General features: G+C 42.8%; 15 protein-coding genes and 1 pseudogene. 7 read left to right on the forward strand and 9 right to left on the reverse strand.

Annotated features, from left to right (window positions below):
• From ACP45E_RS22215 to ACP45E_RS22230, 4 genes and pseudogenes are all read right to left on the reverse strand, one after another.
• Positions 1-253 (reverse strand): annotated as a pseudogene (locus ACP45E_RS22215) (AAA family ATPase); the annotation flags it as partial.
• 61 nt (positions 254-314) lie between these two features.
• Complete coding sequence (locus ACP45E_RS22220; protein ID WP_017037363.1) at positions 315-830, reverse strand: prepilin peptidase; 516 nt, start codon at positions 828-830, stop codon at positions 315-317.
• A gap of 26 nt (positions 831-856) precedes the next feature.
• Positions 857-1,030, reverse strand: coding sequence for a Flp family type IVb pilin (locus ACP45E_RS22225; RefSeq protein WP_017037362.1), 174 nt, complete (start codon positions 1,028-1,030; stop codon positions 857-859).
• Positions 1,031-1,146: 116 nt separating this feature from the next.
• Positions 1,147-1,326 carry a Flp family type IVb pilin gene (locus tag ACP45E_RS22230; RefSeq protein ID WP_026026527.1) on the reverse strand — a complete coding sequence of 60 codons (180 nt, stop codon included), beginning with the start codon at positions 1,324-1,326 and terminating at the stop codon, positions 1,147-1,149.
• Positions 1,327-1,800: 474 nt separating this feature from the next.
• On the opposite strand from ACP45E_RS22230, the gene ACP45E_RS22235 reads away from it, so the two are divergent.
• Positions 1,801-2,541 (forward strand): helix-turn-helix transcriptional regulator, encoded by a 741-nt coding sequence (locus tag ACP45E_RS22235; protein ID WP_017037360.1) that lies wholly within the window; start codon positions 1,801-1,803, stop codon positions 2,539-2,541.
• Positions 2,542-2,676: 135 nt separating this feature from the next.
• On the forward strand, positions 2,677-4,362 hold the full coding sequence (locus tag ACP45E_RS22240) for an AMP-binding protein (protein WP_017037359.1): 1,686 nt from the start codon (positions 2,677-2,679) through the stop codon (positions 4,360-4,362).
• Positions 4,363-4,410: 48 nt separating this feature from the next.
• Here the strand turns inward: ACP45E_RS22240 and ACP45E_RS22245 are convergent, their stop codons facing one another.
• On the reverse strand, positions 4,411-4,602 hold the full coding sequence (locus ACP45E_RS22245) for a hypothetical protein (protein WP_017037358.1): 192 nt from the start codon (positions 4,600-4,602) through the stop codon (positions 4,411-4,413).
• Positions 4,603-4,701: 99 nt separating this feature from the next.
• On the opposite strand from ACP45E_RS22245, the gene ACP45E_RS22250 reads away from it, so the two are divergent.
• Positions 4,702-5,607, forward strand: a complete 906-nt coding sequence (locus tag ACP45E_RS22250) for a LysR substrate-binding domain-containing protein (RefSeq protein WP_017037357.1) — start codon at positions 4,702-4,704, stop codon at positions 5,605-5,607.
• Positions 5,608-5,735: 128 nt separating this feature from the next.
• Here ACP45E_RS22250 and ACP45E_RS22255 read toward each other — a convergent pair whose 3' ends face one another.
• The gene (locus ACP45E_RS22255) at positions 5,736-5,942 is read right to left on the reverse strand and encodes a DUF1127 domain-containing protein (RefSeq protein ID WP_017035763.1); all 207 of its coding nucleotides are present in this window, start codon (positions 5,940-5,942) and stop codon (positions 5,736-5,738) included.
• 105 nt (positions 5,943-6,047) lie between these two features.
• On the opposite strand from ACP45E_RS22255, the gene ACP45E_RS22260 reads away from it, so the two are divergent.
• The gene (locus ACP45E_RS22260; RefSeq protein WP_017035764.1) at positions 6,048-6,995 is read left to right on the forward strand and encodes a LysR substrate-binding domain-containing protein; all 948 of its coding nucleotides are present in this window, start codon (positions 6,048-6,050) and stop codon (positions 6,993-6,995) included.
• A 101-nt stretch (positions 6,996-7,096) separates the two neighbouring features.
• Positions 7,097-7,309 carry a VF530 family DNA-binding protein gene (locus tag ACP45E_RS22265; protein ID WP_017035765.1) on the forward strand — a complete coding sequence of 71 codons (213 nt, stop codon included), beginning with the start codon at positions 7,097-7,099 and terminating at the stop codon, positions 7,307-7,309.
• A gap of 181 nt (positions 7,310-7,490) precedes the next feature.
• Here ACP45E_RS22265 and fusA read toward each other — a convergent pair whose 3' ends face one another.
• Positions 7,491-9,575 carry an elongation factor G gene (gene fusA, locus ACP45E_RS22270; protein ID WP_017035766.1) on the reverse strand — a complete coding sequence of 695 codons (2,085 nt, stop codon included), beginning with the start codon at positions 9,573-9,575 and terminating at the stop codon, positions 7,491-7,493.
• Between the two features lie 236 nt (positions 9,576-9,811).
• The gene (gene radA, locus ACP45E_RS22275) at positions 9,812-11,191 is read right to left on the reverse strand and encodes a DNA repair protein RadA (RefSeq protein ID WP_017037356.1); all 1,380 of its coding nucleotides are present in this window, start codon (positions 11,189-11,191) and stop codon (positions 9,812-9,814) included.
• A 209-nt stretch (positions 11,192-11,400) separates the two neighbouring features.
• On the opposite strand from radA, the gene ACP45E_RS22280 reads away from it, so the two are divergent.
• Complete coding sequence (locus ACP45E_RS22280) at positions 11,401-13,746, forward strand: PilZ domain-containing protein (RefSeq protein ID WP_017035768.1); 2,346 nt, start codon at positions 11,401-11,403, stop codon at positions 13,744-13,746.
• A 200-nt stretch (positions 13,747-13,946) separates the two neighbouring features.
• Here ACP45E_RS22280 and serB read toward each other — a convergent pair whose 3' ends face one another.
• Entirely contained in the window at positions 13,947-14,927 is a 981-nt protein-coding gene (serB, locus tag ACP45E_RS22285; RefSeq protein ID WP_017035769.1) for a phosphoserine phosphatase, read from the reverse strand.
• Positions 14,928-15,027: 100 nt separating this feature from the next.
• On the opposite strand from serB, the gene ACP45E_RS22290 reads away from it, so the two are divergent.
• The coding region (locus ACP45E_RS22290) for a YtjB family periplasmic protein (RefSeq protein WP_069585537.1) at positions 15,028-15,471 on the forward strand (444 nt) is incomplete at its 3' end.

Raw genomic sequence — 15,471 nt, forward strand, 5'->3', positions numbered from 1 at the left:
CCTGAAAGACTTCAACAAGAGATTTCTTTCTTAGGTTTCCAATCATGGCTTCAATAAGATGGCTATTGATGCACATAAGTTGCGTGAGATTAAGCAGATCGGACTTGGGGTAGGCGGCAATGTGTTTAATCAATAAATTTTCTACAACAGCCCTAGGAACCCCGAGTTCATCGAATGATGTGGGGACTTTAGGTGCGTCTGCTTGAGGAGTTAACTCTTCTCTATGTAGACTTTTTTGATTTGTCGTATTCACAGAGACTCCTTGTTGTCATCGGTTTACTCAATATCGAGTCACCAATGTAAGTGTTAATCCATTAAAAATAGCTTTGCATGGCTAACCCGATCACGACCACAGGAGCAAAAGGCATTCGTAACATCTGGGCATTACTCTTCGCGAGCATATCCCCCTCCACTTTTGAACCTCGACCATAAGATAGAATCATCGTGTACTTTCTTATCATCTGTTGAAACAACTTAGGATCTTCCGCCATTCTCATTGAGCCGTACAATAAACCCACCAACACACTTGAAATGGCAATCCAAAACACCGTATCAAGCAACTGCCCCCAACCCATGACAACGCCAACAACCCCTAAGAGCTTTACATCGCCAGGCGCCATTGCTCGTGCGATATACAAAGCAAAGCCACCAAGAAACATCACTAGGCCTGCTGCTAATGAACTCCCAATCGTGAGCAGAGGGTCATGAGAAAAAGATTGGTATGCGATAGACACTGCTAACAGATAGAGAAGCGCAATATTGGGGATTCGATTTTCTCTTGCATCAGTGATCGCAATGACCAGCCATCCTGCCCAAATAAGATACCCCATAGCGTTTTTTCCCTAAAAGAGAGCCGTTATTCGCTACTACTAAAAACAGACTCAAACTCATCGGTTAAAATTCCGTATACCACAGTGAAAAAACCAGAAAGGCCGATAATCATGGCACCAGCACCAACGACGTATTCCACCACAGTGAGTCCTTCCTCGTTGGCAAAAAACTCTTTCGATACATTTAGAAAATGCTTCATCTTTAAATCTCCTAAAAGTGTACTGGCCAAGCATTACAAGACACTACTTCATAAGACTTAACCAGTACTACGTAGAATAGACTAAAAGTTGAATCACTGCCGAATAGACCTCGTTGCTATTCAGCCGGAGCCTCGTCAAAGACACTGCCCAATTCAGTTGTTAATGTGTCACTAAATGTACCAAAAATTCCCGCTAATCCAGCCACTAACAATCCAGCACCAACCACATACTCGACCACCGTTAGCCCCTCTTCATCGTTCATAAAATCTTTTATCAAATTCACTAAATTACTCATCATTGGGTCTCCTTCCAAAAGGCAATTCATATTCAATTGCTAATTGATAATTTAGACATTAATAAAACTATCCGTTAGGACTTTCCTATTCTATTTTGGTACTTTTTTGTCATGAATTCCCCTTAACTAACAAGCCATCATTTACAATAAAGCAGTAGATATGGTCGAAATTCTTGGCTTTAGAAATGTACTCCACAAGAACAATAAACCTAATGCCTTGTATTTAAGGCAAATACCAACAAAGCCTTTCCTCCTCTATATCCACTCAGAACAACCAACACCCAGTCTCACTATTGAAACTTGACACAGTAAAACCGTGTAGGGTATATGAAGCAGTATCACACTAAAACCCAAACTAAAGTGATGGTTCTATCATTAAATTCACTCAATTCGTCTTTATCTCTGTAAAAAACGTCAGTCTAGGGCTAGCCTTAAACTAGTGATTAAGGATTAGCTAATTTAAGGGTGTGGACTATGGCTGTTTTACATGCAGGCCAGTGGATTGGGCAATCTATCTCGTATATTCAAAGGGATACCCTGTTTAGTATAGAAAGGTTCTTTACTATTATAGAAAGCGGTCATGATGTGTCGGTCTTAAGCGAACCCACTATTGATATCTGCTTTTTCTTTTTCGATAAAAACGTCAACCATCCCCTTCTATTGACTGCCATCAAAATATGCCAAAACCTTCATAAGAAACTGATCCTCATACACAAAGGCGACATTGAAGAGGACATTCTTGCTTTAGATGTTGTTTTTGATCATTTCGATCTCAACCGTTTTGATGTGACTGAATGGTGCGAACAACTTAGCCGCAATATTCATTATCGATTCACTGATCATCAATCCATATTCACCTTGCACAAAGTACAAGAGGATTTAGACGAACAGAATATCAACAAGGATCTTATAGAGGTACTCCGCTATATCGATATGAATATATCGCGGACGATCAGAGAAGAGGATATTGCCGATTATTGCCATTACTCCGTCAGTTACTTTTCACGAATGTTTCATCAATCGGTGGGGATCAACTTTAGAGATTACCTAACCACCAAACGTATTGAGCGAGCAAAACAACTCTTACAGGACGACAAAAAAAATAAGATTGCGGTCATCGCTTATCAATGTGGTTACAAGGATGTTTCCTATTTTTCTCGTATGTTTAAGAAGAAAACCGGCATTTCTCCCGGCGTTTTCAGACAGTTTTATTAGATAGATCACTCTAATCACCTAAAAAGGCGCGGTTAACTTTTAACTCAACTCACTAACATGCTAATGTTAACTAATGGTTAACATTAAATTAACATAATAATAATTACATCATTTGCTATTACATGGAGTTAGAGAATGATTCAGCCTGATCAAATATCCAAACCAACCTGCACTCTTCCCCCACCAAACGAACTCATTTTGAAATGGGCTCAAGAGCGCCCCAATGAAGTGTACTTAAAGCAGATCATCAATCGCCAGTTTGTTGAGTTCACTTACGCTGAAGTCGCCGATAAAGCGCTACGCCTTGTCGGTGCATTGAATACATTAGGGGCTAAGCCTGGTGATAAAATCGCGCTAATATCAAAGAACTGTGCAGAGTGGTTTATCTGTGATTTGGCGATCATGCTTGGCGACTTTGTGAGTGTGCCTATTTTTCCAACCGCAGGGGCCGATACCATCGAGTATTGTGCAACTCACAGTGAGAGTAAATTCATCATTGCTGGGAAATTAGATGACTCTAAAGCAACGCAACAGGTTCTTGCTAGCCAACCACACCTCATCAGTATTGCTCTCCCTTACGATAGTGCACCTGACTGCCAGCACCAATTTGAAGAACTGATTGCCTCGTCTGAGCCGTCAACATTTCGCCCTGAACATTGCGACGACAAACTGATGTCATTGGTTTACACCTCTGGCACATCCGGGCAACCTAAAGGTGCGATGCTGACCTATGGCGCGTTTAGTTGGTCGGTTGAACAACTGATCCACCATATAGGCATTCAAGGCGGTGACCGACTGTTTTCTTACCTTCCGCTCGCGCACATTACTGAACGAGTGTATATCTTTGGGTGCTCTATTGCAGGTGGTGTACAAACCGCATTCCCAGAGTCGTTAGATACCTTTATCGAAGATGTAAAAATGCAGCGGCCAACACTGTTTATTTCAGTCCCTAGACTGTGGACACTGTTCCAGCAACGCATTCAAGACAAGCTGCCACCACGCAAGATGAATCTTCTACTCAAGATTCCGTTCGTCAGCACGCTCATTAAGAAGAAGCTAGCCGATGGATTAGGGCTTGATCAAGCCAGAGTACTCGGGTGTGGATCGGCCCCTGTTTCAGCGGCTTTACTCGATTGGTACCACAGTATTGGATTGAACATTACCGAAGCGTGGGGAATGACGGAGTCCTTCGCCTATAGCACGATTAATCACCCGTTTAGAGAAGACAAGATTGGTACTGTGGGTAACGCAGGTCCTGGGATTGAACTGAAAATTGCCAAAGACAGTGAAATCATGGTGCGCGGTAAAGGCATATTTTCAGGTTACTACAAAAATGATATTGCGACCAAAGAGTCGTTTGATGATGAAGGATGGCTGCACACTGGTGATATCGGCTCTATTGACTCTGAAGGTTATCTTTCTATTCAAGGGCGCAAAAAAGACACCTTCAAAACCGCAAAAGGGAAGTTTGTCGCACCAGTTCCTATCGAGAAAAAACTCTTCGAATACAGCAGAGTTGAGATGATGTGCCTTATCGGTCTGGGGCTTCCAGGGCCAATATTACTCGTCGTGCCACATGACTTCCCTAATTTTGACAAGGAACGTTATGAGCGCACAACCAAAAGAGTGATTGAAAAAATGAACGCTCAGCTGGCCTCACACGAAAAAATCAAAGGCGTGTTAATGATCAAAGAGCCGTGGAGTATTGAGAATAATATTCTGACTCCAACACTCAAGATTAAACGACATGTGTTAGAGCAAAAATACCATGAGGTAGGAGCAAATTGGCCTAAAGACAAATTCGTGGTTTGGGAAGAGTAATTAAAATCGACAGGGAGCCATTACGGCTCCTTTTTTTATAAGCTCTAATTATAAATATTTAGTATAGTCTGAAGCATCATTGTTCTCGGATTCTAGCCCTAGGTCCTCTTTTACTCGACGGCTCAATTGCTCTGTACACAATATTTCATTCCGCGCCCCAATAACCTCACCGCCCTTAATGCGCTTATTTTTAAACAACTTAGCACCAAATATCTTTGTCCAACCGATTAACGCTTCCATCATTCCACACCTGTACTTGCCACCGTTCTGTCGTTATTATGAAAACAACCTGTTCGATATGCGAACAACCATTATTTACATTGATTATAAGTAGAAGTTATGGACAATCGACTACGCCACCTTTCAGGTCTACGTTACTTCGAAGTTGCGGCTCGTTTAAGCAGTTACAGTAAAGCTGCAGATGAACTCTTTGTCAGCCAAGCCGCTGTCAGCCAGAAAATACGACAATTAGAAGAACAAGTTGGTTGTAAACTTTTCGTTCGTAAAGGCCGAGAAATGGCTCTCACACATGCAGGTCGCACGCTTTTTAGCCATGTTTCGGGTGGGTTTAACGAAATTTTATTAGGGTTAAACAAGATCCAGTCAGAGCCAATCCAAGGATTGCTTGTCGTTAGAAGCCCCCCTTCTTTTGCTTCACGCTGGTTATTGCCAAGGTTGTGGAAGTTCTCAGTAAGACACCCAGAGATCCCAATTAAGGTACTCACAGGGTGTGATACTCCCAATTTAAAGCACGGTGAGATTGATGTAGCCATTCGCCAAGGCGAAGATCTATGTGTTGAAGACGGCTTGGCACTGGAGATGCTCATCAACGAACCCGTGTACCCTTTTTGTTCACCTGAACTCGCCAACTCTTCAAAATTCACCTCGCCGGAACAACTCCTCAAATGTTGGCTGATTCAGTTTGATAGCGGTTGTTTCCCTTGGGAGGAATGGTTTAGGCAAGCCAACATCTCGACTCAAGCTAATGCCATTCAGTGGATGGAAGTGGGTACCTTTGATATGGGATTAACCACAGTCATGGCGGGTCATGGTGTTTGCCTTGCAACGGACAGTCTTGCTGGTGATTTTATAGAACGCGGTCTACTCGTTAAGCCGTTTAATATTGGGATGACACCAGGCGTTCAAGTAAACCTATGCTTTGATCCTGACTCACCGAGGAAGGAACGCATTGCTGCGTTTACTGAGTGGCTACATGAAGAAGTATCCGACCTATTAAAAACCTAACCGACGCTGTCCATGCTTGTTGCAATGAAAATAGAAATAAAGCACCCACCTTCAAACTAAGCCGTTAGTGTCACTCTTTCTAACCCGAGTTTTACCGAGTAAAAAGAGAGACATGCGATTAAACTGACTCATTGCCAAAACGGCTTTCTGGATTCGATTTGGGCTTGCTCTTTGGTTAAACCAACATCTTCAAGTAAATGCTTAGGAAGCTCTGCCAATCTTTTTCTTGAACAAGATAGCTCATTCCAAACCGTCACTTTGATGAAGATGAACTTAACCAAGCGACTCAACGAATAACGACGGGGGCTTGATGTAATAGTAATTGAAGTATCCATATCTCTTTATCTCCGTTGATTAACCTAATTGACAAGCTGAATAATTAACCATTATTGTTAACCAGACAAACGATTGAAATTAGCAATGAGTTAAGGAAAACTAATGTGAATGAGCGAATGCCTCCTTTTCAAGGAATCTATTATTTTTATACCGCTGCAGAACTTGGCAGTTTCAAAGCCGCAGCCACTCAGTTATTTGTAACCCCCGCTGCGATTAGCCAACAAATTAGGTTGCTAGAAGAGTGGTTAGAAACAGATCTATTTATTCGTCAGCACCGGCAAGTCGTATTAACTCACGAAGGTGAAATTCTTTACCTCCAAGCTAAAAAAGGCTTTGCCCATTTGCAAGATGGTATACGCCAAGTTAATCAAGATCCCAACCCAACACAGCTGTCGATTTCTACCCTCCCCTCGTTTGCGCAGCACTGGCTCGTTCCCCGAATCGGTCAATTTAAAGAAGCACATCCAGAGCTATCAATGCTCATTGAACCGAGTAATCAATTGGTTTCATTCCTGGATTCTAGTGTTGATATTTGTATACGTTATGGTGAAGGAAATTATAAAAATGTTGAAAGTCGTTGGCTGATGGATGAAGTCGTCTATCCGGTTTGCCACCCTATTTATCAAGAAAAAAAGGCCATTTATGGTATTGAAGATTTGTATAAGGCGGAATTAATTGAAGACCGCTGGCCAGATATGGATTGGAAGCTCTGGTTAGACACTGTAGAAGTGAAAGCAGGCCAATCCACGTTGCAGTACGATGGATCTCACTTTGTACTCGAGGGGGCTCTCTCTGTCCAAGGGGTTGCCTTGGTAAAACATAGTCTAGCCAGACGCTACATCGAGGAAGGGAAACTGGTTAGAATTGGGAACATCGCACTCAAGCCTAGATTTAGCTACTACCTATGTGCCCCCGCTGGTTACTTTCGCCGTGAAAAAATCCTGCAGTTTGAGCAGTGGATCAAACAACAAATTCGGATTTTCTCTCAATTAGATAACGAGAAACTCATTATTAAAGAAAGCGACTACTCTTTAAAATGGAAACAAAACTAATTCACAATAATTGCTATACTGTCTGATTAGAAGCCGACACCCTAGTCATCTCAGCGACTTCTGAGGATGATGACTACTACATATTGAGAAATTGGTATCGAATGACACAAGAAAATAATCCACTTCATGGCATTACACTGCAAAAACTGCTCACAGAACTCGTGGAACACTATGGCTGGGAGAGACTCAGCCAGATGGTTAATATCAACTGTTTCAAGAGTGATCCGAGCATTAAATCTAGCCTTAAATTTCTGCGTAAAACAGAATGGGCTCGCGCTAAAGTAGAGCAGATCTACGTAGATCTAAAGCGCTAAATGTGATCACTTTCTGCTCGCACAAAGTCGCAATATGTAGAAGATGAAAAATACCAGTACCGATCTGTGAAAGGTAACAATCCGTGAAAGGTACCGAGCCGTGAAAAAGTGACAAACTGTAGAAAACAAAAAGCCCCACTAGCTTTCACTAGTAGGGCTTTTTAGTTAGAGAATGAAACGATTATTTCTTAGCGTTTTCTTCTTTAACTTTAGCGATTACTTCTTCTGCCACGTTCATTGGACATGGAGAGTACTGTAGGAATTCCATAGAGAATTGACCACGGCCTGAAGTAATAGTACGTAGGTGACCGATGTAACCAAACATTTCTGAAAGTGGTACATCAGCTTTAATACGTACACCAGTTACGCCAGCTTGTTGATCTTTGATCATGCCACGACGACGGTTAAGGTCACCGATAACATCACCAACGTGATCGTCTGGAGTAAACACGTCAACGTTCATGATTGGCTCAAGAAGTTGTGCGCCAGCTTTAGGCATAGATTGACGGAATGCGCCTTTCGCTGCGATTTCAAATGCGATTGCAGATGAATCGACTGCGTGGAAGCCACCATCGAATAGTTCAACTTCAACGTCTAGCGTAGGGAAACCAGCAAGAACACCGTTCTCCATCATGCCAGCAAAGCCTTTTTCTACTGCAGGCCAGAATTCTTTAGGAACGTTACCGCCCACTACAGAAGACTTGAATGAGAAACCAGAACCAGGTTCACCTGGCTTGATACGGTAATCGATTTTACCGAATTGACCAGAACCACCAGATTGCTTCTTGTGCGTGTAGCTATCTTCAATTGCTTGAGTAATAGTTTCACGGTAAGCAACTTGAGGAGCACCTACAGTTAGGTCAACGCCGTATGTACGCTTAAGGATATCTACCTTAATGTCTAGGTGAAGTTCACCCATGCCTTTAAGGATAGTTTCACCTGTCTCTTCGTCAGTCTCAACTTGGAAAGAAGGATCTTCTGCAACCATTTTACCGATAGCGATACCCATTTTCTCAGAACCGCCTTTATCTTTTGGCGATACAGCAATCGAGATTACTGGCGTTGGGAATACCATTGGCTCAAGTGTTACTGGGTGCTTAGGATCACATAGAGTGTGACCAGTTTGCACGTTCTTCATACCAACGATTGCAATGATGTCACCAGCTTGTGCGCTAGTCAGTTCGTTACGGTCATCAGCTTGCATCTCAACCATACGGCCAACACGCTCAGTTTTACCTGTAAACGAGTTAAGGATAGTGTCACCCTTGTTTAGTTTACCAGAGTAAATACGGACGAATGTTAGTGCACCAAAGCGGTCATCCATGATTTTGAATGCTAGTGCTTTGAATGTTTCATCAGCAGAAACGATAGCGTGCTCGCCCGTTTCTTCGCCTTCTTCGTCCATTAGAGGTTGAGGGTCAACTTCAGTTGGCGATGGTAGGTAATCTACAACAGCGTCAAGAACGATTTGTACGCCCTTGTTCTTAAATGCAGAACCACAGTATGTTGGGAAGAATGCTAGGTCACGAGTACCTTTACGGATACAACGCTTAAGGTCTTCCATAGAAGGCTCTTCACCTTCCATGTAAGCTTCCATTAGATCATCGTCTTGCTCTACAGCAGTTTCGATTAGCTCTTCACGGTATTGCTCTACTTCGTCAACCATGTCCGCAGGAACATCTTGAATTTCGTAGTTTTCAGGAAGACCAGTGTCATCCCAAACGTAAGCTTTACGGCTTAGTAGGTCTACAACACCAACGAAGTCATCTTCGCGGCCAATTGGTAGAACCATAACTAGAGGAGTTGCACCTAAAACGTTTTTAACTTGGTCAACAACGTTAAAGAAATCTGCACCCATACGGTCTAGTTTGTTAACGAAGATCAGACGAGATACTTCTGATTCGTTAGCGTAACGCCAGTTGGTTTCTGATTGAGGTTCAACACCACCAGAACCACAGAATACGCCGATACCGCCGTCTAGTACTTTTAGAGAACGGTAAACTTCAACGGTGAAGTCAACGTGTCCAGGAGTATCGATAACGTTTAGACGGTGGTCATTCCAGAAACAACTTACAGCTGCAGACTGGATAGTAATACCGCGCTCAGCTTCCTGTTCCATGAAATCGGTAGTCGATTCACCATCATGAACTTCACCAGTTTTGTGGATCTGGCCAGTAAGTTTAAGGATACGCTCAGTTGTAGTGGTTTTACCCGCATCAACGTGCGCGAAAATACCAATGTTTCTGTATTTTGATAAATCAGTCATCGTTTTACTCTGTTAATAGGATATAAAATGCGCGCAGAGTATACCACAATCCGTCAAGACTGATACCCTTGCGTGTACGAGATGATAAAAAACTTTTATAGGCTACTGCTTACCTAAAATCAATCATAAATATGCAATTGATACATTTTTATTATATTTACTACTCTAGATAAGCGATATTGAGCATAGTCTATTTTGACTTGCTCTGATTTACAAACCTAATTGTTGAATATGTTTTATAACTCATCAAAAGCAGCCAAGGCGTCTGACAATTTTTTAACGCCGTGGAGCTGCATACCTTGGATGCCGTTTTTCGGCATATTCGCCGCGGGAATAATCGCTCGCTTAAAACCGTGTTTAAACGCTTCCATTAAGCGTTCTTGCCCACTGGGTACAGGGCGAATTTCTCCTGCAAGCCCCACCTCACCAAAGACAACGACATCTTTTGGCAACGGTCTATCTTTAAAGCTAGATAGCAATGCCACCACCAGCGCTAAGTCGGCACTGGTTTCCGCCACTTTCACGCCACCAACGACGTTGACAAACACATCTTGATCGGCCATTTGTAAACCGCCGTGCTTATGCAATACAGCTAGCAGTAGTGACAGTCGATTTTGATCCAAGCCAACAGACACCCTTCTTGGGTTAGCCAGCTGTGAATAGTCGACAAGAGCCTGAATTTCCACTAAAAGTGGACGAGTGCCTTCCCAGACCACCATGACTGAACTGCCTGACGTTTCTTCTTCACCGCGAGACAAAAAGATAGCCGACGGGTTGCTCACCTCTTTCAAGCCTTGCCCAGTCATCGCAAATACGCCTAACTCATTAACTGCGCCAAAACGGTTTTTATGGCTGCGCATGGTTCTAAAGCGACTATCAGCGCCACCATCAAGTAACACCGAACAATCAATAATATGCTCAAGTACTTTAGGACCCGCTAGCGTACCGTCTTTGGTCACATGGCCCACGATAAACACGGCAACGTTATTCTGCTTAGCGTAACGCGTTAACATGGTCGCAGACTCTCTCACCTGAGCAATACTGCCTGGCGAAGATTGTACATCGGCAACATTCATCACCTGAATGGAATCGATCACCATAATTCTCGGCTGCTCTTTTTCGGCGATTTGACAAATTTTATCGACATTGGTTTCTGACAGCATCTTCAAATGTTCTTTAGGCAATCCTAAACGAGAAGCCCTCATAGCCACTTGTTGCAATGACTCCTCGCCCGTTACGTATAACGTCGGCATTTGAGCAGAAAGCAAACACATTGTCTGAAGTAACAATGTAGATTTACCTGCCCCAGGATTACCACCAATCAAAATCGCGGCACCAGGCACCACACCACCACCGAGTACACGATCAAATTCTTTGAAACCGCTGCTAAATCGTGGAACTTCTTGCAAGTCGATTTCAGAGAGAACTTGCACCTTTGATTCGGAACCTGCTCCTGCATAACCAGACAAGCGCTCATTACGAGCGACCGTTGGTGAAGCCGCTATACGAATCTCGGTGATCGTATTCCAAGCGCCACACGCATTACACTGGCCTTGCCAGCGAGGGAAATCCGCACCACAATCATTACAAACATATGCACGCTTTGCCTTAGCCATGTTTCCTCAATTTACTAAACTGACAACACATAATTTACTAAACTAACTATGGAACCCTTTGTTAAACTAACTATGGAACCCTTTGTTAAATTATGTGACATCTTAAGTGATTTTTAACATTATATAATCGTCAGCCAAATTAACATAAAGGCTAAAGATTTTGGTAAATCTGTCGATGTTATTGCAACGGAGTACTTTAACAGAAAACTATGCAGCAATCTGAAATTCTATCTATCGCAGAGAGACTCATCCCCGCTTATCATTCGGAGGATTTCGACTACCTTTTATCTCAAATGACAGAAGATGAATCCCCGTCGGCTAAGTTGCTGGTCAAGATGGAATTGAACCGGGTGATGGCCCCTTGTACCAAACCCATCGACTTACGTGGACGAGTTCAGGGCGAATGCCGAGAATATGAACTCGACGGACTGAAGCACTGGTTGGATGATGTTGCCTTTAACGCATACCACAAAAATGTTAGAAAATTCAGAGGCTATACTGAAGGCGTTTGGGAAGCGCTGATCAACACCAAAAATAATTTTCGGGTGATGAAACAAAATGGGGTTCCCACTCAAAAAGAGTTGTCGGCTGAAAGCACCCCTTTTCATGTTGAACCCATCACTCTAGGGTATGACCTGAAGCGACAAGAAAACCGTCTCAAGGTGTATTCTCAAGTAGAGATTCAACTACAAAACAAACAGATTGTTCACGCCGTAAGTATCGACCTGTCGCCTTCCGGTGCAAAGTTCAAAGTGCCAACGGCATTTAATTATAAACTGGGCGAACTGATCCGTGTTTCATTTGTTGAATTACAAAAATCCTCTGAAGTAGAAGATATCCATCTTCCGCTCGATTACCGAATTGTCGGTATTGACGATAGCTATGAAAATGACGCCGTTAAATTCATTCGAACCCTCAAATTGTCAGATTCCGACGTTGTCGATAAAGTCATTGAAGAATCGCTGCAGAACAGTGCACAAAAAGTGCGTCACGATAATCAAGATAAGATCATTCGCGCCCGCACCCGTGGTTACGAACATACCTATTTAAAACACACCTGTAATTTACCGGTGTTTTTTAGTGGCAATGAATTGAAGCTCGTCTTGATGACTGAGAACAACTTACCCATTTGGAACTACTGGCAAGACGAACGAAACCAGCAAGCCCTCGGATCTTTGTTCCACGAGCAGCGCATGTCCTTGTTAACCACAGAAGGAATCCGTGGTTGTAGCAATACCATTTATTCGTTTACTCATGACCATGATGGAAAGTCACTGTTTTTTTCAATGATGATGCCAGAAGCAACCCGAGAAGAACGCCAGTTATTTTGGCATGTTGGGGCGAAAAGAAAGAGCTGGAAGGCGTTTAAGCTCTCTATTTTTGAGCTTTCAGATCCAGAATGTCAACAGCTATCACAGCACGCTAATGAGTTAGGTATTGACACTGAGCCACTGTCTCACTGCGGCATTCTCCAGGAAATATCCGATACAGATTCCGCAGCTGATTATCTTTTTACTGAGAAACCGAAACTACCGAGTAAAGCACTCAATCGATTTAGGCACACTCGTCGTGTCACCGGAAACCCGACCTCTATCTACTTTGATGCAAAATCTCGCCGTAAAGAGCCTCGCTATCATTTTAAATCGCCCATTGAGCTAACCATCGATCTAGACAGCCCAATTACTGGACATACCATCGATCTATCCAAACATGGCTTGAGCATTCAATTAGATAAACCTAGCGAACTACGAGCGAATGAAGCATGCAGCATCAATCTACGTGAGCTTCAACTATACGATAAGTCCTTGCCACTGAGTGACGTTCAATACCATATTATTCGAGTTAGTGCAGACAACTTAAAGATTCAACTCAGCATTGATGAGTCGACGAGTAATTTAAGTACGATCGCGTTCTTTGATCGATTGATCAAACATAATCAGGCTAAGCTACCCAAAAAGAAAGAGTTGTTACCCAGCAATGAATTGCTTGAAGGGCTGCATAACATTCTGCTTGATAAAATGGTGAGCAATCCTGTTTTTGTTGAGAAAATCAAAGGATCATTAGTACCAATGGTGATTGGTGTTAATTATCCTCTTCCACCTCACTTGATGTTAATGGCTCGCCTCGGTATTGCGAAGCAATTTTCATTAGAACCGATTTACAAAGGCCGAATGAATACACTGCTTTCTGTACCAATGAAACGTATTGAAGGCGCTATCCCTCAATACCATGAGATTTACATCTCAGCCGTCATTTTTGGTCATCGTATTCAATCACTACAGACTAAACTCAGCAGTGAATTTGAGAACATCAGAGAAAGATTAATTTTCATTAAGAAGGCAATGGCCGTCGGAGATTTCTACGTGCTCAGAGTATCCGGCGCTCCAATATTTGAACCTTTAACCAGCCTGCTTAAACAGGATATTGAAGAACTGACCCAAATCAGCATGCATCAAGCAAGAAAACTAGAAAAGGAAATTAGCGCTACTGTTGGTTACGGAGAAATCGTTGATATTACTGAGGAAGTATTGGTCAGACTCGAGCTGACTAAATAGTTTCGTGAAGACAAGGTCGGTTCGCTAAAACAAAGTAGGTTCGTGGAGACAACGTGGGGGCTGCATAAATAGCTTTATATAGAGAGGACATTTTAATCTATAGAAAACCTTAATCTACAGAAAACAAGGCCAACTAGAAAAAGCAATCGCGAAGATATTTCCCCTCGCGATTCCTAGTTCACACCAATAACAACGAAATATTAAGGCTTAGCCTGCCAGCTCAGTTTTTGTTGCTTGACTAAACCCGCAGATAGGATACACAGCACACCACCAAGACCGGCAAATCGAACCGCAGTCTGAGCAGCTTGTTCTACTTTAGGTTTAGCATGGTAAGCCACACCCAGCCCTGCCGCATTCATCATGACCAGATCATTCGCCCCATCGCCCACGGCAACAGTATTATGAATCTCGATGTCATATTTTTCAGCCAGCTCAAATAAAATGTCCGCTTTCGTCTGAGCTGAAACCACATCACCGATAACCTGGCCTGTTAGCTTGCCATCAACAATCTCTAAGGTGTTAGATTGAGCATGATGAAGGTTTAACTCCTGGCGCAAATAATCAGAAAAATAGGTAAATCCTCCTGAGGCAATGGCGGTTTTCCAACCTAATGCATTCAATGTCGTCACTAGCTCTTTTAAATCTGGCATAAACGGGAGGCTTTGACGAACAGATTCCAAAATAGATTCATTCGCCCCCGCTAGCTTAGCCACTCGCTGACGGAGACTTTGCTCAAAATCGAGTTCCCCTTGCATTGCTCGTTCGGTGACTTCCGCCACTTCTTCTCCCACTCCTGCCAATATCGCAATCTCATCAATGCATTCGATTTGAATCGCGGTTGAATCCATATCCATGACGATCAAACCAGGGCTAGAAATATCTGGGAGTTCATCTAAAAGGGCAAAATCTAACCCCAATGAAATAATGATATCTTGATGTGCTTGAGTCAGAGCTCCTGACATCAAAGCCACCTCGTAATGACCCACTTTCCAAGTTTCAACAATTCGAGTGTATGTACCCGTATAGGTATCAATGTCGTCAAAATATTGAGGGGAAAGGTGCGAAGCAAAGATAATCCAATTCGCTTTAGCTTTATCCTGCTGATTTGAAAAGCGAGTTTCAGGTAGTCGCTTCAAAAGAGTCGTGTGTCGCCTGATTGGTAGAGTCTTTAACGTATCCATATTTTAATCCTTAAAATAACTCCATAACGTTACCCTATTGCAATTTGAAAACGCAAGTATCAATATTAACGAACGCAAAATAATTCTGTTTAGGAATACCATGAATCAATCATTATTTTCATTTCGAGTAGCAGTTAAGGCCATCGCTGTGCTTATGCTGCTTGCCATGGTTTCCGTTATCGCCATCAATAGCGTCAAAATAAGCCAAGGCAATGAACGAATTCAACAGAATCAACTCGAAACACTCACCAAGATATTAATCTCTCAAGCGTCGCTTTCCGCCGCTGAAATGGTGATGCAAGAAGATCAAGAGAAGCTATTAACACTCGCCAATCAACTCGCGCAAAACCCGCTGGTCTTTGACGCTACACTCTACAGCACCGAAGGTATTAAACTCGCTGCAAGCGATGAGGCACTGACGGCGAGAGAAGTGCTCGGACTTGATACGCCATTATCTACAGCAAGAATAGGTCGTCAGCAACTCGTCGAGCCTGTTATGCATGATTCCAGTATTATCGGGTTTATTCGTATTACTTTTGAAACA

This window comes from Vibrio genomosp. F10 str. 9ZD137, assembly GCF_049974785.1.
Taxonomy (GTDB): Bacteria; Pseudomonadota; Gammaproteobacteria; order Enterobacterales; family Vibrionaceae; genus Vibrio.